Annotated in this window: 19 protein-coding genes; 5 read left to right on the top strand and 14 right to left on the bottom strand. The window is 40.8% G+C overall.

The genetic code is table 11. The annotated features are described in order from the left end of the window. The first annotated feature begins 242 nt into the window (after window positions 1-242). Entirely contained in the window at window positions 243-1235 is a 993-nt protein-coding gene (locus ACMX9J_RS15915) for a DUF3231 family protein (RefSeq protein WP_416225964.1), read from the top strand. Between the two features lie 149 nt (window positions 1236-1384). Here the strand turns inward: ACMX9J_RS15915 and ACMX9J_RS15910 are convergent, their stop codons facing one another. The 9 genes from ACMX9J_RS15910 to ACMX9J_RS15870 all read right to left on the bottom strand — a co-directional run bounded on the left by ACMX9J_RS15910 (window position 1385) and on the right by ACMX9J_RS15870 (window position 12046). Beyond that, window positions 1385-2023: an SdpI family protein gene (locus tag ACMX9J_RS15910; protein ID WP_047751509.1), complete on the bottom strand. Its 639-nt coding sequence runs from the start codon at window positions 2021-2023 to the stop codon at window positions 1385-1387. Continuing rightward, window positions 2024-2287 (bottom strand): autorepressor SdpR family transcription factor, encoded by a 264-nt coding sequence (locus tag ACMX9J_RS15905; RefSeq protein WP_013082079.1) that lies wholly within the window; start codon window positions 2285-2287, stop codon window positions 2024-2026. Window positions 2288-2392: 105 nt separating this feature from the next. Next, window positions 2393-2566, bottom strand: a complete 174-nt coding sequence (locus ACMX9J_RS15900; RefSeq protein ID WP_047751510.1) for a hypothetical protein — start codon at window positions 2564-2566, stop codon at window positions 2393-2395. 91 nt (window positions 2567-2657) lie between these two features. Beyond that, window positions 2658-2831: a hypothetical protein gene (locus tag ACMX9J_RS15895; RefSeq protein WP_182028386.1), complete on the bottom strand. Its 174-nt coding sequence runs from the start codon at window positions 2829-2831 to the stop codon at window positions 2658-2660. Between the two features lie 166 nt (window positions 2832-2997). Further along, window positions 2998-6027, bottom strand: a complete 3030-nt coding sequence (locus tag ACMX9J_RS15890) for an efflux RND transporter permease subunit (RefSeq protein WP_416225962.1) — start codon at window positions 6025-6027, stop codon at window positions 2998-3000. 320 nt (window positions 6028-6347) lie between these two features. After that, the gene (locus ACMX9J_RS15885; RefSeq protein ID WP_328171279.1) at window positions 6348-7685 is read right to left on the bottom strand and encodes an MFS transporter; all 1338 of its coding nucleotides are present in this window, start codon (window positions 7683-7685) and stop codon (window positions 6348-6350) included. Between the two features lie 130 nt (window positions 7686-7815). Next, a complete protein-coding gene (locus ACMX9J_RS15880) occupies window positions 7816-9222 on the bottom strand; it encodes a sodium:solute symporter (protein ID WP_033578249.1) in 1407 nt (468 codons plus the stop codon). A gap of 63 nt (window positions 9223-9285) precedes the next feature. Then, entirely contained in the window at window positions 9286-10602 is a 1317-nt protein-coding gene (locus ACMX9J_RS15875; RefSeq protein ID WP_014461245.1) for an aspartate aminotransferase family protein, read from the bottom strand. 73 nt (window positions 10603-10675) lie between these two features. Then, a complete protein-coding gene (locus ACMX9J_RS15870) occupies window positions 10676-12046 on the bottom strand; it encodes a sigma-54 interaction domain-containing protein (protein ID WP_028407737.1) in 1371 nt (456 codons plus the stop codon). Between the two features lie 189 nt (window positions 12047-12235). Between ACMX9J_RS15870 and ACMX9J_RS15865 the strand changes: the two genes are divergently transcribed. The 4 genes from ACMX9J_RS15865 to ACMX9J_RS15850 all read left to right on the top strand — a co-directional run bounded on the left by ACMX9J_RS15865 (window position 12236) and on the right by ACMX9J_RS15850 (window position 16796). After that, entirely contained in the window at window positions 12236-13042 is an 807-nt protein-coding gene (locus ACMX9J_RS15865) for a MurR/RpiR family transcriptional regulator (RefSeq protein WP_416225961.1), read from the top strand. Window positions 13043-13064: 22 nt separating this feature from the next. Next, window positions 13065-13892: a GNAT family N-acetyltransferase gene (locus tag ACMX9J_RS15860; protein WP_416225960.1), complete on the top strand. Its 828-nt coding sequence runs from the start codon at window positions 13065-13067 to the stop codon at window positions 13890-13892. Next, complete coding sequence (menC, locus tag ACMX9J_RS15855) at window positions 13889-14998, top strand: o-succinylbenzoate synthase (protein ID WP_416225959.1); 1110 nt, start codon at window positions 13889-13891, stop codon at window positions 14996-14998. Before ACMX9J_RS15860 ends, menC begins: the two co-directional genes overlap by 4 nt. Before the next feature lie 442 nt (window positions 14999-15440). Beyond that, on the top strand, window positions 15441-16796 hold the full coding sequence (locus ACMX9J_RS15850) for an arsenic transporter (protein ID WP_033578244.1): 1356 nt from the start codon (window positions 15441-15443) through the stop codon (window positions 16794-16796). Window positions 16797-17324: 528 nt separating this feature from the next. On the opposite strand, the gene ACMX9J_RS15845 is transcribed toward ACMX9J_RS15850, so the two are convergent. The 5 genes from ACMX9J_RS15845 to ACMX9J_RS15825 all read right to left on the bottom strand — a co-directional run bounded on the left by ACMX9J_RS15845 (window position 17325) and on the right by ACMX9J_RS15825 (window position 23051). Continuing rightward, window positions 17325-17528: an IDEAL domain-containing protein gene (locus ACMX9J_RS15845; RefSeq protein ID WP_016766443.1), complete on the bottom strand. Its 204-nt coding sequence runs from the start codon at window positions 17526-17528 to the stop codon at window positions 17325-17327. 49 nt (window positions 17529-17577) lie between these two features. Then, on the bottom strand, window positions 17578-17745 hold the full coding sequence (locus ACMX9J_RS15840; RefSeq protein ID WP_080754385.1) for a Fur-regulated basic protein FbpA: 168 nt from the start codon (window positions 17743-17745) through the stop codon (window positions 17578-17580). 86 nt (window positions 17746-17831) lie between these two features. Then, a complete protein-coding gene (locus ACMX9J_RS15835; RefSeq protein ID WP_416225958.1) occupies window positions 17832-18119 on the bottom strand; it encodes a hypothetical protein in 288 nt (95 codons plus the stop codon). Window positions 18120-18211: 92 nt separating this feature from the next. Further along, the gene (locus ACMX9J_RS15830) at window positions 18212-19054 is read right to left on the bottom strand and encodes an aldo/keto reductase (RefSeq protein ID WP_416225957.1); all 843 of its coding nucleotides are present in this window, start codon (window positions 19052-19054) and stop codon (window positions 18212-18214) included. Between the two features lie 184 nt (window positions 19055-19238). Beyond that, window positions 19239-23051: an Ig-like domain-containing protein gene (locus ACMX9J_RS15825; protein ID WP_416225956.1), complete on the bottom strand. Its 3813-nt coding sequence runs from the start codon at window positions 23049-23051 to the stop codon at window positions 19239-19241. Between the last annotated feature and the right edge of the window lie 104 nt (window positions 23052-23155).

Below are 23155 nucleotides of genomic sequence, written 5' to 3'. Positions count from 1 at the left end.
CTAATTAGTGCAAATGTCGTGTTCAATCAGATATTGATCTTAATCAAGAACAAACTTCCTTCTTATATTCTTACATCACCTAGAAAAAATAATTTATCTACTTAACAATCAGCGAGCACCTTTTTTAACTCTTCATTAATAAGCGTTTTGCTCATGGAATAATTTAACACACCCTTGTCCACACTATACTTATCTGTTTTTTCATAGATACGTACCATTTTTATAGATAGGAGGAAAGCCAATTGAACGCAGAAAGCAAGCGTTTGACTTCGCCTGAAATAACGAGTCTATGCGCGCAGTATCAGCAGGATACGCTGGCGGTTTGTGTAGCAAAACACGTTCTTGCAACGGTCACGGATGCAGAGATTCGGTCGCTGTTTGCCTTTTCGCTAGAGCTATCGAAAAAGCATATTGAACTGCTGACTGCCATTTTTCATGCCGAGCATTTTCCGCTGCCAAAAGGTTTTACAGATGAAGATGTGGACTTGCACGCACCTCCGCTTTTTACAGACTCGTTTTGGCTCAAGTATCTTCACGACATGACGATTCACGGCTTGGCAGGATACGGCATTTCATTTAGCGTGTCAGTTCGCCGAGATCTTCGAGATTATTATCATCAGTGTAATTTGGACGTGATGGAAGTATATAATCGGTCTCTCGACCTGCTTTTAGCAAAAAATCTTTATGTGCCGGCTCCTTATTTTTTAAATCCGAAAAAACAAGAGCCGATCACAGATTTGACTTACGCTCTTGATTTTGTCGGAAAGCAGCGCCTTTTAAACGCAACGGAAGCTGGGAATATTTATTTTAATTTACGAAAAAGCATGGCAACCAAAGCGCTTTTAATTGCTTTTAAACAAGTGAGCAAACGAAAAGACGTGAAGAAAGTCATGGAGACGGGACTTGATGTGGCCCACAAGCATATTGAACTTTATTCTTCCATCATGCACGAAGAAAACCTTCATACGCCTCCGCTTTTGGATAATGAAATCACAACGTCTACGCACGCGCCTTTTTCAGAAAAGCTGATGACGTTTCATGCAGGCGCAATGTTTAAAGTAGCCATTACTTATTACGCAACGGCAATGACCACTAGCATGAGACTTGATATTGTCGGTCACTGTGAAGCGTGTATTTTACGGGACTTAAAAGTAGCGGGGCGCTGCAGCGAAGTGATGATTAAAAACGGGTGGATTGAAAAGCCCCCTGAAGCAAGCGATCGTAAGCAAATGTAAGTTTTTTTATAACAGCTCTTGACCTGAAACGCGTTTCATACTTTATGCTGTATTTATTCTCATCAGCCGGCGTGACACGAACGGTGGCGTTACGGCTGATATGTTACCCATAAAAAAATCCGGTGTGTTCACCGGATTTTTTTGTGTGCTTACATATTCATTTCTTTTTTATACGCCACGTACGAATACAGATAAGGAACCGCCACGCACAGAACGATACTACCCCACAAGATAACTGACTTGTATCCATCAGGTAAAAAAGCGCTAATAAGAATTAGCAGTCCGCCGATAAAAAAGATCTTTCCAGATAAACGATGCGTCTTTTTCCATACGTTTTCATTGCTCAATGTCCACGGTGTGCGAATCCCCATAAAATAGTTAGAGCGTACGCGCTGCAAGTAGTTTCCGATAATGATAAAAACGAGTCCAGCCATAATCGGAGCAATGTACGACATCGGCACGTTATACCCCAGCCCCTGTAAAATAGTGCTCATATTTACAAAAAAGAATAATAGCAGTACGGCGTTTAACAGGATATTATACGTTTTTGAAAAGTACTTATAATTTTCTTTACGAGGGTCAATTCGCGGAACAAATGCAATGATAAAATAGATAAGTAGCATGATGCCTACTGTTAAGATCATTGCGTTTATCTTCGTTGCAAATCCGTCTGCTTCTCCATTTGCTCCCCAGTGGATGGGCATCGTAGCTGGAAGGTGCGGCAGTGCAACCAGCCATGCAATTAGTGTGAAAAGGGTAATGCTTAAAGGAAATACGTGTTTTTTCATTTAACTCTCTCCTTTCTGAAAGCTGAAAAACCAGCCGATTAAATCTTGAAAAACGGTTGTATTTAATGAATAAATCACAAACTGCCCTCTTTTTTCATCTTGAACGAGGTCCGCTTGCTTCAAGATTTTTAAATGATTTGAGATGCTTGGTTTGGTCATATTAAAATACTCGGAAATTTCTCCTGCGGTTAAATCCCGCTCTTTTAGCAGCTCTAAAATCTTTCTGCGAGTGGGATCCGCTAAGGCTTTAAACGTTTCATTCAATTGAAGTTCATCTCCATCATATTTAAGTATTTAGATAATTATCTAAATATTAAACTATAAAGTATACTATGTCAATATTTTGAAAAGAGAACACGTGCATTTGACTCATTTTTTTGTTTTTCCAAAGCAGTCCATGCATACAAACTGCGCCTCTTGATGTAAAAAAGCTTTAATTTCGGTCATCCCTCTTCTACTCGGATACTTCATTCGCATCCACACTTCTTCATTCGGCTGAATTTCTTTTTGACAAACGGAACATCGCTCTTTTATTCGAAACATACTATCCCTCCATTTCTTTATCTAACTATACGTTTGACTAGCCAAAAAGTTTCATAAAAAAGAGGCTGGAACGTAACCAAATCAATTCCAGCTAAAGACAAACAAATGAGAGAATGAGCTGAGCCGCTTGTGACACCGCAGTTGATTTCCGTGCAAGGCTTCGCTTTCCGCGGGCGGCCGCTGAGCCTCCTCGTCGCATATGCTCCTGCGGGGTCTCACCTGTTCCGCTTTTCCCGCAGGAGTCTTCGCCTTGCCCTCCAATCAACTGCTAGAAAGACTTACACACATGAAACCTATGTTTACCCTAACAAAAAAACCGAACCACGAATCAAACATCTTGATTAATGGTTCGGTTTTCACTTTGTCTAAAATCCTTTTGTCCCAGCCTCTTCCTTCAACTAAATTACTTATGTCCTAACCTCTTTTAAACATTATAGCGGCATTACGTCTTCTTGCTGTTTTTGCTGTATTCTTTGCTTTTTCGATTTTCTGAAGTGAAGCAGTTCATACACAACTGGAATGACTATAAGTGTAAGCAGAGTCGCAACGGCCAATCCTCCGATTACAACGACTGCAAGACTTTGAGAAACGAGGCTTCCGCTTTCGCTTTGTTTAAATAAAAGCGGCAGCATTGCACAAATCGTAGCAGCAGACGTCATGACAATTGGACGCATACGCGTAGCGGCTGCTTCTACAATGGCATCGCGCATAATCATTTTCTTTTCATTTTGCTTCACGCGGTCTAATAGTACAATGGCGTTGGTTACAACAATACCAATCAGCATCAATGCTCCAAGTAAAGCCGTTACGTCTACTGGAATACGGCTAATTAATAATCCTAAAACGGCACCGATGGCTGCAAGCGGAAGTGAGAATAAAATGGCAAACGGCGTACGGATCGTTTTAAACGTAATCACCATAATTAAGAACACAATACCGATCGACACGAGCATCGTAATGAACAAGTCAGAGAAATCTTCACCTTGCTGAGTGCTTGCTCCGCCGATTACAACGTCAACATCTTTTGAAATGGATAACCCTTTACTCTTACCGTCTCCAAAGATCGCTGTTTGGATGTTTTTATTAATCTCTGAAAGCTTTTCTGGATTGACATCCGCTGTTACTTGAATATACGGGTCTCCATTTTTATGAAACTGATTTGTTGGCTTTTCAGCTTGCGTTAGTGAAGCCACTTTTGAAACAGGTGACGGTCCTGTCTCTGTCATAATAGAAATATCTTTTAACTCTTTTGGTGACGTTGGATTTAAGACAGATTCAAGAAGTACGTTTGCTTGCTTGCCTTCTAAATCTATCGCTCCAATCGGCGTTTTATTCAGCATAACGCCAAGCTGCTGCGCTACTTGCTGCGTATTCGCTTTTGTTGGATCTACGTCTAAAGAGTAAATCGTTTTCTTTTCGTCTTGGTTCGTAGAAACTTTGTCTACTCCTTTTATATCGCTGATTTCTTTCTTAATGCTGCTTGCCGTTTTTTCTAACTTGTTCATGTCGTTTCCAATTACATCAATGGTAATGGAAGTAGTAGACGCTCCCATTAGTGAAGCTGCACTGACGCTAAGATCTCCTCCGTCATAGAGTTTCTTTTGATTTTGAATTCGTTTCATTAGCGAATCAGTGTTTCCACCGTCTTTTACGGTAATCGTATACGTAGCTTCAGTAGGCGAACCAACGTCTCCCCACTTGGCTCCTTCGTCCGTATTACCAAGCTGCATGTATACTTCTTTTACTTCTTTTTGAGCTAAAATATAGCGTTCAAGCTGCAGTGATTTTTCTTCTACGGTTTTAATTGGCGTGTTATTTGGATAGCTTAACGTTGTGCCTACAAAGTCAGATGAAGAGTTATCAACCGCTCCTTTAGGCATCATCGTGTAGGCGCCAATAGATCCGACAAATAAAAGCAGCGAAAGCAGCAGCACCACCCATTTATGATTAAGCGACCACGTAATGACCTTTGTAAAACGAACCGGCTGCTTGTGCTTGCGAAGTTTTTCATTTTTTAATAATCCTGCACTCATTAACGGTACAACGGTAAGCGCCACAATTAATGAAGACAGCAGCGAATACGTCAGCGTTAGAGCAAAAGGAAGCATAAAGTCCTGAAGCCCTCCATTTACAAGACCGATTGGTAAAAAGACGGCTACTGTCGTTAGCGTAGAAGCGGTAATAGCAGAGCCTACTTCTTTTGTGGCATCAATAATCAGCCCAAGCGAAAACTTTTCTTTTTGCATTTTCCGGAAGATGTTTTCAATAACAACGATGCTATCATCTACCAATCTCCCAATCGCTACGGCTACTCCTCCAAGCGTTAAAATATTGAGCGTTACGCCTGATTTAGACAGTAAGAACAGCGTAAAGCAAAGCGATAGCGGAATGGATACAATCGTAATAAACGTAGAGCGAACGCTGCGTAAAAACAGCATGATGACAACGGTCGCAAAAAGTGCGCCTAGCAACACTTCTTTCATCATGGAATGAACAGAGTTTTGTACGCTGTCTCCCGTTGCAAAAAATACAGAAGCGTCCACATTGTTATAGTCTTTGCTAATTTGCTGAGACAGTTTTTTTACTTCTTTTGTAATGCTAACGGCGTTTGAGTGACTGTCTTTTGTCACAATAAGTAAAAGTGCATCTTTTCCGTTAATATGCGTCACGACGCCTTCAGGCTTTTTGACCTCTACTTTTGCAAGGTCGCCTAGCGTTACACCCTGTGCAACCGGCAGCTTTTTCACTTTGTCCAAGCTGTCAACTTTACCTGTTACATTGATGTTGCTCGACTTGTTATTAATGACTTTTTCTCCAACTGCAAGGGACGTGTTTTTTCCTTCTAACACGCTGATGACTTTATCAATCGTTACGTTCTTTTGTGACAATTTTTTATTGTCAACTTTAATAGATACGTAGGAATCCGCTGTTCCATACGTTTGAACACTCGCAATGCCTTTAATGTCTTTATATTTAGGGATCAGTTTTTTCTCTGCAAGATCCAGATTATCTCTTGTCAATCCTTCTTTAAATGTGAGTGAAATATCTGCGATGGGAATCATAGAGGTATTTAATTGAATAACATTAGGCTTTGATACGCTGGCTGGAAGCTGCACCGAAGACAGCGCTTCTTGGACGTTTGTTTTTGCTTCTTTCATATCCGTTTTGGATTCAAATGAAATATCGATTTTGGAATAGCCGTCTCCCGTTGTTGAATACACGTTGCTTTTTCCTTTAACACCGGCTACCGCTTCTTCAATTGGTGACGTAACTTGTTTTTCCATCGAGTCTGCATCCGTTCCTTGCCCCATAACTACTACTGACACTTGAGGCTGATCAGCGGTCGGCAGGAACTCCATCGGAAGTGTAAAATAACTAATGACTCCTAAAGCTAAAATTAAAATAGACATAATGGTAATAGCCGCTTTATTTTTGAACGACCATTTGGTGAGCCATGACATGAAATATCCCCTTTCACTTTTTCGTACAAACTCAGTCAAACATTTCTAAAATATGCTAAATAACCACTAAATTATACCTAATGTCACTTACCATTTAAAGACTTATTTTTGTAAAAAGTCCCATTATTTGAACAAGATTACTTATGGATAATATAAGCAGCTTCTTTACAGCACAAAAAAAAGACGCCGATACCCGGCGTCCCACATGTAGTAAGTGAAAGAAGAAGAAGAATATGCCTACGATTTCTCAGGCAATTCTATGACCTTATTTGGTTTCTTCCCGTTTTTTTATGAAATAAACATATTTAGCATAAATTCCCTCAACTAGCAGCTCGATTGTGCTTTGTTTCCGTATCGTTTTGAATCTTTAACGACGTTAATAACGCCACGATGCTTCCGGCAAATCCAAATAAAAACAAGTGATGAATGCCTGCCATGAAGCTTCCGCCTGAAGTGAGCAACGCACCCATAATCGTAACGCCGATTGCTGTTCCCATGTTTCGGCAAAACATAAAAAATGACGTTGAAATACCTCTTTCATGTCCTCCTACTAATTGCTGTACACCAATGACTCCAACCGTAGAAAGCAGACCAAACGACAGTCCTTGTACAATCATGACGCAAAACACATAAAAGAAGCCGTGACTTTCATTTAGCATAAGCAGAAGTGTTCCCGAACCAACCAGCAGCACATTCCCGATTAACAACAGCTTTCTGTAGCCGTGTTTTAAAATCCATTTACCTGCCGGCACGGACACAGACATCCATCCAACCGCTGTTCCTAACAGCGCCACTCCGCTCATAAACAGTGACAAATGCGCTACTCGCTGTAAAAATAACGGAATGTAGCTTGACGTTCCGAATAAAGCCACCGTTCCAATAAACGCATTAATATTAATCCATGACAGCGTTTTGTTTTGGAACATAGACAACGGTACAATCGGAGAAGCATGTTTTCGTTCATGGAGATAAAAAATGACCAATAAAATAAGTCCCGCTACTGCATACACAATTCGGTTTTGTTCCACTACTGTTACGAGCAGCAGCGACGTAACGCCCGCTCCAAACAAAATGGCACCGATGTAATCGACTTTTGCTCGTTTCGGCTCATAGCTTTCTTGATACGGCATTAACGCTAGAAACGAAACGATACATACCGGTAAATTAATAAAGAAAATCCATCTCCACGTTAAATAATCCACAAAAAAAGCGCCTAAAAGCGGTGCTAACACAGCTGATAATCCCCACATCGTTGTAAAGAGCGCCTGAATTTTCCCTCGTTTCTCCACTGGAAATAAGTCTCCGGCAATAATAGCGGGAAAGGCCACCATAAACCCGGCTCCTATTCCTTGAACCGCACGGAAAAGAACAAGCTGAATCATCGTATTTGCCACGCCGCAAAGCATCGAACCAATTAAAAAAGCAATAATTCCAAACCCAAATACTTTTTTGCGGCCAAATAAATCCGATAATCTTCCCGCTACCGGAGATAAAATCGTACTTGCAATCATGTACGAAGCAAACGACCACGCGTACAAATCAAATCTTCCAAGCTCTTTTGCAATAACGGGCATCGTCGTATTCATAATCGTTGAATCAAGCGAAGCCACTAGCATTGCCAGCACAATACTAACCATTACGGACGTTCTGCTTTTCATGTACCAATCTCCTTATCTCTATAATCTGAGCGTCTAGTGTACTCCTCCTTGCCGTTCGTTGTCTATACTTATGCATACAAAATGCTAAAAAGCTTCTCACTTTACTATGAGAAGCTTTTTACCCCCTTATTCACATATCTTCTTGAACCTTTTCTTGATCAGACAGTTCTTTATTTCGAGCCATAACCGCAAATCCAGCCATTACAATGATGCTGCTTGAAATTCCGTATAGGATTGGCGTGGTAGAAGAAAGCCCTTCAATCAATAGACCTCCAAGTACTACTAGCGTACTGACAACAATCGCTGAAACTCCTGCTTTTGGATGAATGTCTTTCCAAAACAGCGAGACAACAAACGGAACAAAGATCGCTCCTGATAAAATGGCATACGCAACGTCTAGCGCAACAAGTACGTCTTGAATCCAAAGAGCAAAAATAATAGCAAGCACGCCGACAATAAGTGTATTCACACGGGTTAAAACTAAATAGTTTTTCTCTGAAATATTTTTAAGCCACACTTTTTTAATGATATCGTTACTAATCAGCGTAGAAGACGCAAGCAGCGTTCCTGAAGCAGTTGACATTAGCGCCGAACAAACGCCTGCAAGTACGAGACCTAATAACCCTTGAGGCAGAATTTGAATCGCAAGCGTCGCAAAAATGCTTTGACTGCTTTCTGCGTTTGGCAGCAGCAAATACGCACACATTCCAATTACACTTCCCGCAATTGCGTAGGCAATGCTGTACACCCCTGCAAAAATAGAGCCGTTTCGCGCAATTTTTTCTGTTCGCGCCGTAAATACTCGCTGCCAAATATCTTGAGAAACTGCCATACCAAGCGTATATAGAAGGAAATACTGAAAAATTTGACCGTATCCAATCGATGAAAAATCAAAATACGATGATGGTAAATCTCCGGTAAGGGCTTTGAAACCTCCTGCTTCTGATACACTCATCGGAAGCATAAATCCAAAAATCGCCACCGTCATCACAACAAATTGAATAATATCAGTAACCGTTACGCTCCACATTCCGCCTAGAATCGTATAAAACAAAACAATCGAACCGCCAATTAACATCGATGCCGTCATGTTCCATCCAAGCAATGCATGAATGATCGTTCCCATTCCAATCACTTGAGTGACTGATACCATGAGTGTATAAATAGCGGCAACAACCGCGCTGATAATTTGCGCTTGAGCGTTATATCTTTTTCCTAGCAGTTCGCTGATAGTGGTCACTTTCAACGACGAAATCCGCTTAATAAAAATCGTGCCAAGCGTAATGATTCCAAGTCCAATCATCGTCACAAACCAAATGCCAGACAGCCCGTGCTCGTAGCCAAGCTGAGCGGTTCCAATCGTCGACGCTCCGCCTAAAATAACGGCAGACAAACACCCTAAATACATGAACATCCCTAAGTTTCGTCCGGCTAAAATAAAATCTTCTGATGACTTTGCTTTTAACGAGCCAATAATACCAGCTACAACCAATACGCCAAAATAGACAAACATAACCGTCATATCCAGTCCGTTCATAACAGATTCCTCCTTATTATGGGTCAATCTATCTTTCGTTGAAACAAAGAGCTTCTTAAAGCTTTAGATCACGTGAAGACTTGTGATTTCTGTTAATGCTTCGTCTAACACGCGAAGCCCGGCATCAATTTCTTCTTTTGTAATCGTTAAAGGAGGAATCATTCGAATCACTTCTCCGCTATTTCCGCAAAGGTAAAACAGCACCCCTTTTTCCAAACATTTGTCTAAAATCTCAAGAAGAAGATTTCCGTCACCTTGCTTTGTTTTTGGATTAATAATTTCAATTCCAATCATTAGTCCTACTGAACGAATGCTTCCGATCACTTCATGCTTCGCTTTTAAATGCTGAAGCTGATCCGCTGCATATTTCCCCATTGCTTTTGAGTTTTCAATCAGCTTTTCTTCTTTTAGTACGTCTAGCGTCGCAAGTGCTGCTGAACAAGCGATGGGGTTGCCTCCAAAAGTTGTTCCGTGTGTACCAATCGGCCACTTTTCCATGAGCTGTTTAGAAGCTACAGTAGCACTTAACGGAAGCCCTGATGCTATGCCTTTTGCGATTGCCATAATGTCAGGCGTCACGTCAAACGTTTGAGCTGCAAACCACTCGCCGGTACGTCCAAACCCTGTTTGCACTTCGTCAAAAATAAGCAGAATGCCGTGTCTATCACATACTTCTCTTATTTTTTGCAGCCATGCTTTCGGAGGGATTACGTAGCCGCCTTCTCCAAGAACCGGCTCTACAATCATGCACGCCACTTCTTCCGGCGTTACTTGATGCTTAAACAACGTGTCAAAATCTTTTTCTAACTTTTCCACGCAGTAGATTTCCGGATCTTCTCCTTTTGGACACTGAGTCACGTCTGCATAAGGCACTTGATACGTTAAGCCCGATGGCTGAAGAAATTTCCGGTATTTGCTTTTTGATGTCGTCACGCTAAGCGCTCCGAGAGAACGGCCGTGAAAGCAGCCCGTAAATGAAACCGTATAAGGTCTTTGCGTCACGTATTTTGCCAGTTTTAACGCTCCTTCTATTGCTTCAGTTCCGCTATTAGCAAAGAAAAAGCAGTCCAGGCCTCTTGGCAATACTGTTTTTAATTCTTCCGCCAGCTGTAAAATGGATTCATACATAATCACACCTGACGGGCCGTGCATAAGATGATCAACGCTATCTTTAATCGCTTGTACAACTTTAGGGTGACGATGACCTGTATTCGCTGTTGCAATACCTGATGTAAAATCTAAATACGTTTTTCCGTCCGCTCCGTAGTAGTAGCAGCCCTCTGCTTTTACCACGGGTAAATTAGGGTGATCTTTCGCCATGCTTGGTGCTAGTAAATCCGGTAAACTGTTCATTAACTGTGTAAGTGATGCCTGCGTCATCTGACTTCCTCCTCGCAATCTATCAAGTAATGTGTTTGTACTTGTTTTACATGCAAAGAGCGTGCCAAAGACGTTAAAAAACGGAATGTTTTTTTAATTTTCTAACAACTGAAGGCTGACTGATTCCGAGTGCTTCGCCTATTTCTGTTGTCGTTTTATACTGTTTTTTTGCTCTTACTAATATCTCTTTTTCCAGCTCGTTTAACGCGTCATTAAGCTTCATTTCCCCATGTTCTTCAACGTGTTGAATCCGTTTTTTCCTATGCAGAGAATGCGGCAAATGCTCCATTGTAATCAGCGTTTGTGAAGACACAACCACCGCGTGTTCAATCACATTGATTAACTCTCGTACGTTTCCTTTCCACTCATGTGCAAGCAGTGCGTGAATAACCGCATTATCAAACGTTCTTTTTCGGTTGTATTTCTTTTCAAACTGCTCGGCAAAATGTGTGAGCAGCGGAAAAATATCTTCAGGACGCTCGTTCAAAGATGGAATGGTAATCGGTACAACGCTTAAACGAAAATACAAATCTTCTCGAAATTCTTTTTCAGCGACGGCTTTTTCTAAATCTTTGTTCGTCGCTGCAATTAAGCGAAAGTCCACGGTTTTGGGCTTTCTTCCTCCAACGGAATAAAACTGTTTTTCTTGAATGAGCTTTAAAATTTTCACTTGATGCGCCGGTGACAGCTCTCCCACTTCATCTAAAAAAAGCGTGCCCCCGTCTGCTAATTCGACCAGCCCCACCTTTCCATTTTTAGATGCACCGGTAAAAGCCCCTGCCTCATATCCAAACAGTTCAGCCTCAAATAAATGGTCTGGAATCGCCCCGCAGTTCACTTCAATAAACGGCCCTTTGCTTCTTGTACTTTTGTTATGTATCAGCTTGGCTAAATGCGTTTTTCCTACTCCGGACTGCCCTAAAAGCAAAATATTTACGTCTACGTTCGAAACGTGAACGGCCGTACGAAGAACGTGCTGCATTTTATCGCTGTTGCACACAATTCCTTCTGTTGATAGATTTTGGTTCCGCAGCAGCATAAGCTCGCTCTTTACGCGCTGCATTTCGCCTTCCATCGCATCAAGATATGTTTTCATTTCCATCAGCTCCGTCACATCGTGAGAATAGCTGACGATTCTTTTAATCTCGCCTTTTTCATCTTTGACCGGAATGCCCGTAACGAGCACTTGCTTGCCTTGTTTAGTTGTTTGTACAAGCGTAATTTTCTTCTTTGTTTCAAGCACAATTGGGGTAACGATTGGGGTAAACAGTCCTTGTTTTTCAAGTTCATACACAGACTTTCCCAGCAGTTTTTCAGCTTTTACATCGTAAATGTTTCCCGTTCCTTCATGTATTCGGACAATGATGCCTTTTTCATCCGTCACAAGCAAATCATCTTTTAATGAATGAAGGATCCACTGATTTTCATTCCATTCTGAATTCATGTATGCTCCCCGCTTTCTATTCACTTTTGAATAAAATACAATTCGTTTTTGAATAACGGCATTTATTTTTGAATAATCAATTTATTATATCACGAGGGCTTCTTTTTATTTTGAAACAGCAATTGAAATGAAGTTAAAAATGCATTAATATATTTTTATGAAGTTATAACTTCTTTTTTAGGAGGCTATATGAATCCATCATTTCAAGAATTAATTAAACATAAATTCCGTGACCTTTCTCGCGGTCAAAAAAAAGTGGCGGAGTTTCTCGTCAATTTTATGGAAAAAGGCTCGCTGTACACTGCTGGGCAAATTGGTAAAGAAGCAGGTGTCAGTGAAACAACCGTTATTCGCCTAGCTTACGCACTTGGGTTAAATGGTTTTTCAGATTTGCAGGAGCTAATGCGAAAAGAATGGCTTTCTTCTGCCGAATCAAAAGAAGCAGCTAACAAGCATGCAGCTGATTCTGCAGCGGAAGAAAAGAAACCTTTTAGTGAATGGCTTTCCCCCGTTGACGAAAAGGATTTATCTCAAGCTGTAGATGCGCTTATCAAAAGTGATCAAGTGTATATTGCGGGTTTCCGCGAATCTCATACGGCAGCCTACTGGCTGTATTATAAAATGAATCAGCTTCGCAATCATGTTCTTTTATCTTTTCCAACTGGATTCTTGCTTGAAACGCTATGCAATCTCACGAGCGCATCAACCGTTGTGGTATTTTCACTGCCGCGCTATACAAAAGAAGCGCTTGAAGTAACTCAGCAGGCTAAAAACCAAGGAGCGAAAGTAATTGCCATTACAGACCGCCGGCTGTCTCCGGTAGGTCAAATCGCTGATATCACGCTTTTAGCCGGCACAACCGAACATATTTTATCGCTTCTTGCCCTATCACAAGTTGTCATTAGCAGCATGCAAAAAAGAGATGAAAAAACGGCTGGAAAAAGACAGGAACGCTTGGAAAAACTCTATGCCGAGCGAGGCATCTTTTTAGAATAGATAATAGAAAGGAAGGAAACAAATGACTGAAGCCTTAACGATTCGTTCACTTACAACAACCACTGAACTAGAAGACGTACGCGCATTAGAAAGCCGCGTCTGGGGAGAAGAAGAAGCAACGCCTGTCCATCAAACTTTGACCGCTGTTAAAAACGGAGGTCTTGTTCTCGGTGCGTTTTTAGATGAAAAGCTGATTGGCTTTCAATATAGCTTTCCAGGGTTTGACGGAAATTGCGTGTATTTATGTTCTCATATATTAGCAGTTGACCCTGCCTATCGCAGCATGGGTATCGGTGCCAAACTTAAGCATGCGCAGCGCCAGGAAAGTAAAAAAAAGGGCTATTCATATATCAGCTGGACGTATGATCCTTTAGAAAGCGCCAACGGGTATTTAAATATTGGAAAGCTTGGAGCCGTTTGTTCTACATATATTGAAAACTGCTACGGAGACATGAATGATCCGTTAAATGCTGACTTGCCTTCTGATCGATTCGTTGTAGAATGGGCATCTTTAGAGGATACAAAGCGAGCTCAGCCTCTCTATACGCCAGATCAAATAATGGACGCATCGCTCATTCAATGGACATTAACGGATAAAGGGTTTCCTTCTGTTACAGGTATTGATGAAAAATGGTTGGGTCGTGACGTCGTGTCTGTAGCTATTCCGTCTGCTTTTCAGCAAATGAAAGAAGTCTCTCCTTCTCTCGCATTGGACTGGCGGATGCGTACAAGATACGTATTTCAAACGTGTTTTGCAAAAGGATTCCAAGTAACAGATTTTATGAAGCATCCAGAAAGCAGCGCGCCCGTTCATTTTTACATTTTAACGAAAAAAGAGGTGCAAAAATGAAGATCAAACGCGTCATTTTACGCCATTTAAAAATGGATTTACTTCATCCATTTACGACAAGTCTTGGAAAAGAAGTGGATCGAGATTTTATTTTAGTAGAAATTCAAGACGAAGACGGACGATCGGGCTGGGCTGAATCCGTAGCGTGCGCCGACCCTTTTTATAAAGAAGAAACGCTTAAAACAAACTGGCACATCATGGAGGATTTTTTAATTCCTTTGCTTCAACAGAGAGACATTCAGCATCCTGATGAAGTATCTCAACGCTTTGCTCATATTCGAGGCAATTACATGGCAAAAGCGGCGTTAGAAGGCGCAGTTTGGGATTTGTATGCGCGCAGGCAAAACCTTTCTCTATCTAAAGCGCTAGGAGGCAGTAAAAATCGAATTGAAGTTGGTCTTAGCGTTGGCATTCAGCCTACGATTGACGAAACGCTTCGCAAAATTGAAGCCGGCTTGAATGAAGGATATAAGCGAATCAAAATTAAAATTAAGCCGGGCTGGGATCTTAACTTGACGCGCGCCGTTCGAAACGAGTTCCCTTCTATTCCGCTGATGGTTGATGCGAACTCTGCTTATACGCTTGCAGATGCTGATCACCTTGCTCAGCTTGACGAGTTTGATTTAATGATGATTGAACAGCCGTTAGCTCATGATGATTTAATTGATCACGCTGAACTGCAGGCCCGCATGCGCACGCCTATTTGCTTGGATGAAAGCATTCATTCAGCTGAAGACGTTCGAAAAGCTATTAAACTTGGAAGCACGCAAATTATTAACATTAAAATTGGCCGGGTAGGCGGACTAACCGAAGCCAAAAAAATTCATGATCTTTGTCAAACTCACGGTATTCCCGTATGGTGCGGCGGCATGCTCGAATCAGGTGTAGGGCGAGCACATAATATTGCCATTACCACACTTGCTAATTTTACACTTCCCGGAGATACGGCCGCATCATCTAAATACTGGCCGCGTGATATTGTTCATCCGGAAATCACGGTCGACAACGGTATTATTTCCGTTCCCGATACACCAGGCATTGGCTATGAACCTGATCACGATCAGATAAAAGCGCTAACTTTACACGAAAAAACCTATACTTGCTAATCTTAAACAGGCTGGAACAAAAGTATGTTAGTTGGTTGAAGGAAAATCCGAACGGTACACCGTTCGGATCTTTTCATTGTGATGATAAACGTGAACGTAGGTTTCATGTATGTAGTGGCTTCTAGCTGTGGATTGGAGGGCCAGGCTCTACCGCCCGCGGAAAGCGGAGTCTTGCACGGAAATCAACAGCGGTGTAAAAAGCAACGCATACTAGCTCCTTTATTCAATTGATTTCTTTTTAGATTGGATGGATTTAGTTATGTCCCAGCCTCTTTTTTATAGGCTCCTCTCCCGAGATGATACGTGCCTTGGCAAGATAAACAAACATATTAGCAAAAATGGTCTTATGCACAATCCTTCTAGTAATAAATGAATATAAATAGAGTGTAAGGGACATGCAAGGGTATATTCATTACAAATTTTAGAAGAAAGGAGCATACTGATGAATATTGAAATTGGAATTGCCATTTTCGTGTTTACAATGACAATGCTCGTCATTTTTTGGAGGCCAAACGGCATCAACGAAGCATGGCCGGCAGCCATAGGAGCAGCCATTATCCTGCTTACAGGGATTGTATCCAAATCAGACATTGTTGATATTTTTGCAAAGATAAGCGGCGCTTCTATCACCATTATTGCCACCATTGTCATGGCCGTCATATTAGAAAGTTTCGGATTCTTCCACTGGGCTGCTGCACGACTAGTGAGTTTATCCAAGGGCTCAGGGTACCGATTATATTGGTACATTCAACTGCTTTGCTTTTTAATGACTTTACTATTTAATAATGACGGCAGTATTTTAATTACCACTCCAATTTTAATTCTACTTTTGAAAAACCTTCAGCTAAAACCCCACCAGCAGATCCCCTACCTTTTAAGTGGAGCGCTTATTGCTACCGCTTCCAGTGCGCCTATAGGTGTAAGTAATATTGTCAATTTGATTGCCTTAAAAATTGTTCATATGTCGCTTTATATGCACACAGCGATGATGTTTGTACCGGCGACACTTGGTTTATTATTTATGTCTTGGCTCATGTATACGGTCGTAAAACGCCATTTGCCAAAAAAACTGCCGCATGCTTCAAAAGATATAGAAGAAAGTTTCTTTACGAAACAGTTTCACCCCTTAAAAGGAAGCATTTCTGTTGAAACAAAACGTAAACGCACACAATTTATGCTGAAAGTTTTATTATTTGTGTTTGTTATGCGCTGTCTCCTATTTGTCGCCTCTTATTTCGGCATACCAATCGAATTGGTTGCTGTACTGGGCTCACTGATCTTGCTTGTTTGGAGATGGTATCACTTACGTACAAACCCGATTGATATTTTAAAGAAAACGCCGTGGCACATTTTTGTTTTTGCCTTTTCGATGTACGTTATTATTTACGGACTGCATAACGTAGGGTTAACGGAGCTGCTTGTAAAAGTTTGCGAACCAATCGTAAATCGAGGACTTTTTGAAGCAAGCTTTATCATGGGAGGACTTGTTTCTATTCTCTCTAACTTGTTTAACAATCACCCTGCCCTGATGGTCGGAACCATTACCTTGACTGAAATGGGGCTCGATCCTATTACTCTTAAAACCATTTATCTTGCTAATATTATTGGAAGTGATATGGGCTCGCTTTTATTGCCGATTGGAACACTGGCTTCTCTTATTTGGATGCATATTTTAAAAGAAAATCATATCAAGGTAAAATGGAAAGATTATTTAAAAGTATCACTTATTGTTATCCCGCTTACCACGATCGTTACTCTTTTCCTCCTATTCTACTGGGTTCAGCTCATTTTTTCTTAATACTGATTTACAGGACGGATTGTACTCTTTTGAAGCTTACAGTCCGTCAGAAATAAACAAATGTCTCCCATAAAAACCCACTAGGTTTTTCTATTGTTTTTTCATAGATACATATTCACCCAATAAAAACAATTTTTTACATTCACTAATTATTTAGAACAATTTAAAAAGAAAATCAATAAATATATTGAATCGAATTTCCTTCATGTGATAAGATATGGTTATATTGTTACTTTAACAATACATAGAGCGAATGAAGTAGAAAATATGCAGATGCATAGAACTTTCTAAACCCCACACGCAACATTTAGAGAGTGACATTCATTTTCTCATTAACACCCATACCTTTCTGAAAAGAGTGAGTACATTAGACTTGCTCTTTTTGTCTGTTTACTAGCAAGGTGCACTTCTTATATCAGGCCTTGTTTTACAATAAAACGACAAAAAAACAGGTAACTAAGCATGCCGCTTCTTACCTGTTTTTATATGCTAAAATGATAAAATCAAATTCTATCGCGCGAACGCCCTTTACGAAATTGATTTTAATTCTTCAATTAATTGAAAAAATTTTTCTTTGTTTCTTTCTTCTAATGTTTGATCGACTTCACGTAAAATTTGGTCTCTTCTAAAATCTCGGATAGCCTTATTTAATACCATTTTAGCAAATATAGAATCGAGGATATCCATACGGATGGGCTGCGAGTCTGTCGGGTGCTTTTCGATATAAATCAACTCCTATCCTTTCCTCTATTATAACAAATTCTAGCAATGTATCAAAATTTCATTGAGATATGCGCTGCTGTGAAACAGCTTCGTATTCTGATTCTAGCTCTTGAAGCGTAAGCTCGTATAGCTGCTTGTTTCCTTTTTTATAAACTCCTGCATCCAGCAATAAATCAATCATTGATGTTTTTTTACATTGTATGTGAGAGTAAGCTTGTTTCGTCATCGTTACACCGCCTATTTTACGCTTAAAAATGAAATGATTTCTCTATCTTTCACGACCTTTCTTTATGATACGGCTCGTCCTTTAGCTTACTGTGAAGAAAATGTTAAATTTATGTAATAATGCATAAAAAGAGGCCGGGACAGAACTAACTGAATCCAACCTAAAGACGAACAAATGAGATACATGAGCTGAACCGCTTTTGACACCGCCGTTGATTTCCATGAAAGGCTTCGCTTTCCGGGGGCGGGCGCTGAGCCTCCTCGTCGCTTACGCTCCTGCGGGGTCTCATCTGTCTCGCTTTTCCCGCAGGAGTCTTCGCCTTGCCCTTCAATCAACCGCTGGAAGGACGAAACAGATGAAGCTGTATTCACCATAAAAAAAACGAACCACTAATCAAACTTGTTGATCAATGGTTCGTTTTTCACTTGGGCTAAAATACGTTTCTCCCAGCCTCTTAGTTCTTCTATTAAAAATCAAAGTTGTCCGGATCTGGACCTACTCGGTGATTTTGGTTTAATTCATTAATTTTACTTACGTCTTCAGTATCCAATTCAAAATCGAATAGCGATGAATTTTCAACAATACGATGCTCTTTTGTTGATTTTGGAATCGTTACAACTCCGTTTTGCAGATCCCATCGCAGAATAATTTGAGCAACTGATTTGCCGTGTTTTTCAGCAATTTCTTTTAACACATCGTTATCTAGCAATTCTCCTTGCATAAGCGGAGACCATGCTTCTAGCTGAATATCGTGCTTTTGACAAAAAGCATGCAGCTCTTTTTGCGTCAAACGAGGATGATATTCCACTTGGTTAATAACAGGCTTAACCTCTCCATCTTTCATTAAGTCTTCTAAATGATGAATTTGAAAATTACTTACGCCCACAGCTCTTACTTTTTCTTCTTTATACAGCGTTTCTAATGCTTTCCACGCTTCTTTATACTTGCCTTCTACCGGCCAGTGAATTAAGTATAGATCTAAATATTCTAAGCCAAGCTTTTGTAAGCTTGTTTCGTAAGCAGCTAGCGTCTCTTCATAGCCTAAATCTGCGTTCCAAACTTTTGATGTAACAAAAATGTCTTCGCGTGAAAGACCTGCTTCTTTCAGACCTTGGCGAATTCCTTCTCCTACACCTTCTTCATTTTCATAAATAGCTGCCGTATCGATGCTGCGATAGCCTTTGACGATAGCTGTTTTCACGGCGTTCACTAATTCAGGCCCTTCTTCTACTTTAAATACACCTAATCCAAGCCAAGGCATTTTGACTCCGTTTTGAAGTGTTACTGTATCTTGCAAATGATTACTCATTATAAAAAACCCCCTGCTAATTTCTTTACATTTGTTATTATGAAACAGAAAAAAAGAAAAAGATAGAACCCACTTTAAAGTAAGTTAGGCACTTCAAAGTTCTAAGGTAACTTTTTAGTAACCTTTTATCCCACTTAAAAATCACTAAAAAAAAGAATCCTCCGCAGAGAATTCTTTTTTGTTTTTATTTAACATTTATATTGACTGCTGAACTTGTATTTCCAGCGGCATCTTTTGCCGTCACAGCCAGTTTTACGCCTGCTTTTTGTTTTGGAATCGTTACTTTAAACTGTCCTTTGCTATCTGCTTTGCCTGATCCGATTACTTTTGTACCGCTTTTAATCGTAATTACAGCATTTGCTTCTGTTTTTCCCCAGATAAATGTGGACAAAGACGTAACGGCATCAACTGCCGGAGGTGCCGGCGGCGTTGTATCTTGTACTTTTACAATTTTATACGGACTGTATCCTACTTTATTTTGCAGTACCGCCGTCACTTCTGTTCCTGCTTTTTGAGCAGGAATTTTCACGCTGAACTTGCCGTTTCCATCAATTTTCCCACTTGCAATAATTTTTCCGCCTACTTTAATATAAATGGACGCATTTTTTTCTCCTGTTCCCGTTACTGCTGTACTTTTTTCAGTAAGCGTATTAACGGTTGGAAGCGCTGGTTTTGTCTGTACGACACTAACCGTTACAAACGTATTGGAGCTGTAGTTATTGGCTGCATCTTTTGCTGTAACAGCCAGCTTTACGCCTGCTGTTTGTTTTGGAATCGTTACTTTAAATTGCCCTTTAGTATCTGCTTTGCCTGACGCGATTAGCTTTGTACCGCTTTTAATCGTAATCACGGCATTTGCTTCTGTTTTTCCCGAGATAAATGTGGACAAAGACGTAACGGCATCAACTGCCGGAGGTGCCGGCGGCGTTGTATCTTGCACTTTTACAATTTTATACGGACTGTATCCTACTTTATTTTGCAGTACCGCCGTCACTTCTGTTCCTGCTTTTTGAGCAGGAATTTTCACGCTGAACTTGCCGTTTCCATCAATTTTCCCACTTGCAATAATTTTTCCGCCTACTTTAATATAAATGGACGCATTTTTTTCTCCTGTTCCCGTTACTGCTGTACTTTTTTCAGTAAGCGTATTAACGGTTGGAAGCGCTGGTTTTGTCTGTACGGCACTAACCGTTACAAACGCATTGGAGCTATAGTTATTAGCTGCATCTTTTGCAATAACAGCTAATTTTGTAGCAGCAGGCTGCTTTGGAATGGTGATGCTGAACGTTCCATCCGATTTGGCATTTCCTTTGCCAATTACTTTTTTATCAATTTTCACATGCACTTCCGCGCCCGCTTCTGTGCTTCCCGTTACGACTGTATCTTGATTGCTTACAGCGTTCACTTTTGGTGTAACGGGTGCTGTTTTATCCTGCACGGTTACAGTTACAGCTGGACTCACGCCCGCTGTGTTTCCAGCCGTTACAGACAGATTGCTTCCTGCTTTTTGTTTCGCAATCGAGATGCTGTAATTTCCTTTAGCATCTGCTTTACCAGCTGCAAGCTGAAGACTTCCGTTTTTAATGACAACCGTTGCATTTGCTTCTGCGGTACCCGTAACGGCTGTACTTCGATCACTCACTTCATTAACTGTTGGTTTTACCGGAGCTTTTTGCTTTGCCATAACAGTTACAGTCGATACAGTACTGCTATTTCCTGCTGCATCTTTTGCTTGTACGCTTAGCTTTGTATTCGCTTTTTGATGAGAAATGGAAACAGAAAACGCTCCATTTACACCTGCTTTAGCCGTTCCTACAGTTGTAGTTCCTACTTTTACCGTAACTGTAGAATTTGCTTCTGCTGCACCTGTAACTTTTGTATCTTGATCACTTACTGCATTTACTTTTGGCGCAGCTGGTGCCGTTTTATCCTGTACGGTCACCGCAGCGGCTGAACTTGTTCCACCTGCATTTTGAACCGTCACGTACAGCGTGCTTCCTGCTTTTTGTTTCGCAATCGAGATGCTGTAATTTCCTTTCGCATCTGCGTTGCCTGCTGCAAGCTGAAGACTTCCGTTTTTAACGATGACCGTCGCATTTGCTTCAGCCGTTCCTTTGATCATTGTGTCTTGATCACTTACTTCATTTACTTTGGGTGCAAGCGGTGCTTTTAACGTAGATTTAACCGCAAAAGAAGGCGCTTGGCTTTCGTTTCCTGCTTTATCTTTTGCACTTACCGCTATTGTTGTTCCGCCTATTTGTACTGGAATTGAAACAGTAAATGTACCGTTACCATCCGCTACTGCAGAGAACGTTGCATCGCCTGCTTTTACCGTCACGGCGGCGTTTGCTTCTGTTACGCCCGTTACGGTCGTATCTTGGTCACTTACTTCATTTACAATTGGAACAGAAGGCGGCGTTTGATCCGTTACGCTCACTACTGTAGCCGTGCTTTCATTTTCAGCTGCATCTTTAGACGTTACAGACACTTTTGTATCTGCTGGCTGCTTGGCAATCGTAATTGCAAATTTTCCAGTTTCATCAGCAAGACCCGTTCCAATTACTTCATTTTCCACTTTTGCAATAACAGAAGCATTTGGTTCTGTCACGCCCGTAAGCGATGTTTGGTTATCTCCTAATGCATTAACTGAAGGTGCATCAGGTGCAACCGTATCTTTCGGTGGTTCTTGCTCCTGCTCTTTTCGCGGATATTTTGTTGTATAAAAACTTAAAAGAGTAGTCGTTGGATAATAAAAATCTAAAATTTCACGATAGTCTTTGCCTAGGCTTGCCATTTTTTGAGCACCGTATTGACTCATTCCAACACCGTGTCCATTTCCTTTCCCATTAAAAGTTGTTGATGTGCTTGTTTCATTTGTTTCCGTTACAAGCAGACTAAGCATCGCACGGCTGTTTAACATTGATTTTAGCTTCGTCGATGTTAAATCTTTTAATTCCAAATGATGAACCACTAGTTTTTGCGAACTGTCTACATCTCCTTTAACGAGGTAGTCCACTGTAATCGCACCTTTAGTCACACGGCCTCCTGATGAAGGAGCATAAAAACTCACCTTTGGAATAGACGTAATTTTAATCGTTTTACCAGGATGCTTATTGGCTACTAACCATGACTTCACATTATCTGTAACGGTTTTATCTTTTTCAGAAACCGTATTCCACCAAGCGCTATAGTTAGCTAAATCTTTTCCTGTTAAATCAATTTGCGTTTTTTGAATAGCTAACGTCCACGGCGTCTGCTTATCGTATGGATCTTCTTTCACCGGGAAATAAGAAAGCTGAGTCCCTCCCCAAGCGTTGCTGTTTGATTCGGTTCTTCCCCCGTTGCTTGATGAGAAAACGGCGTTGATTAATTTATTGTTGTAGGTAACTACTTGTCCGAATGTCTGATCTACTGCTTGGTTTGTGCTGTCATACCACGTATAGCCACCGTATACTTGATAGCTTACCGTGTCATTGATTACTTTTCCTGCATAGCTCATTGCGTATGTTCTTGCTGCTACCGCCTGAGTTTTTAAAGCTTGCAGATTCCAAGATGTATAGACTTCATTTGGCACAACGCCTTTTAAATAGTCTTCAATCGGGAGCGTATTAACAGGTCTGACATACGTTCCCTTTTCATTTGTAAACGCCACGTCCCCTAAATACTGTCTGCCGTTAATAGATACGGGATTTTTATAAAGAGACGGTGTAATTTCAAAGCTTGTAAATTCACCTAAGACAGTGCTTCCTTGTTTTAAAGTGACACCTTGAGTTGTTGCGGTTACCGTATACTCTGTATTTGCATTTAAGACCAAATCCGAGTTTTTAATAGTGTATAAATAAGACGGCTTAATTGTAATTGCATGCTGATCTCCTAAATAGTTTACTAATTTTACAGACACAACTGGTTCTACCGTTTCAGCTTTCACGCTAGCAAGCGGCGTGAATTGAAACAGCAGTACGCTTAGTACTAAAGCTAATGCCGTTAACTTTCTCATCTTGTTCCCCCATTTTCATGTACTGTCTAACGCATTTTAATATCTCTCGTTATATCGACACAGTTCTATAAAAATTAAAGCATTTTACCTAGTTTTCTTTTCTG

This window comes from Priestia sp. RMT2NF4 (genome assembly GCF_047872835.1).
GTDB lineage: Bacteria > Bacillota > Bacilli > Bacillales > Bacillaceae_H > Priestia > Priestia zanthoxyli.
Note: the sequence above shows the minus strand (reverse complement) of the source record. Positions and strands in the feature narration are given on the sequence as shown.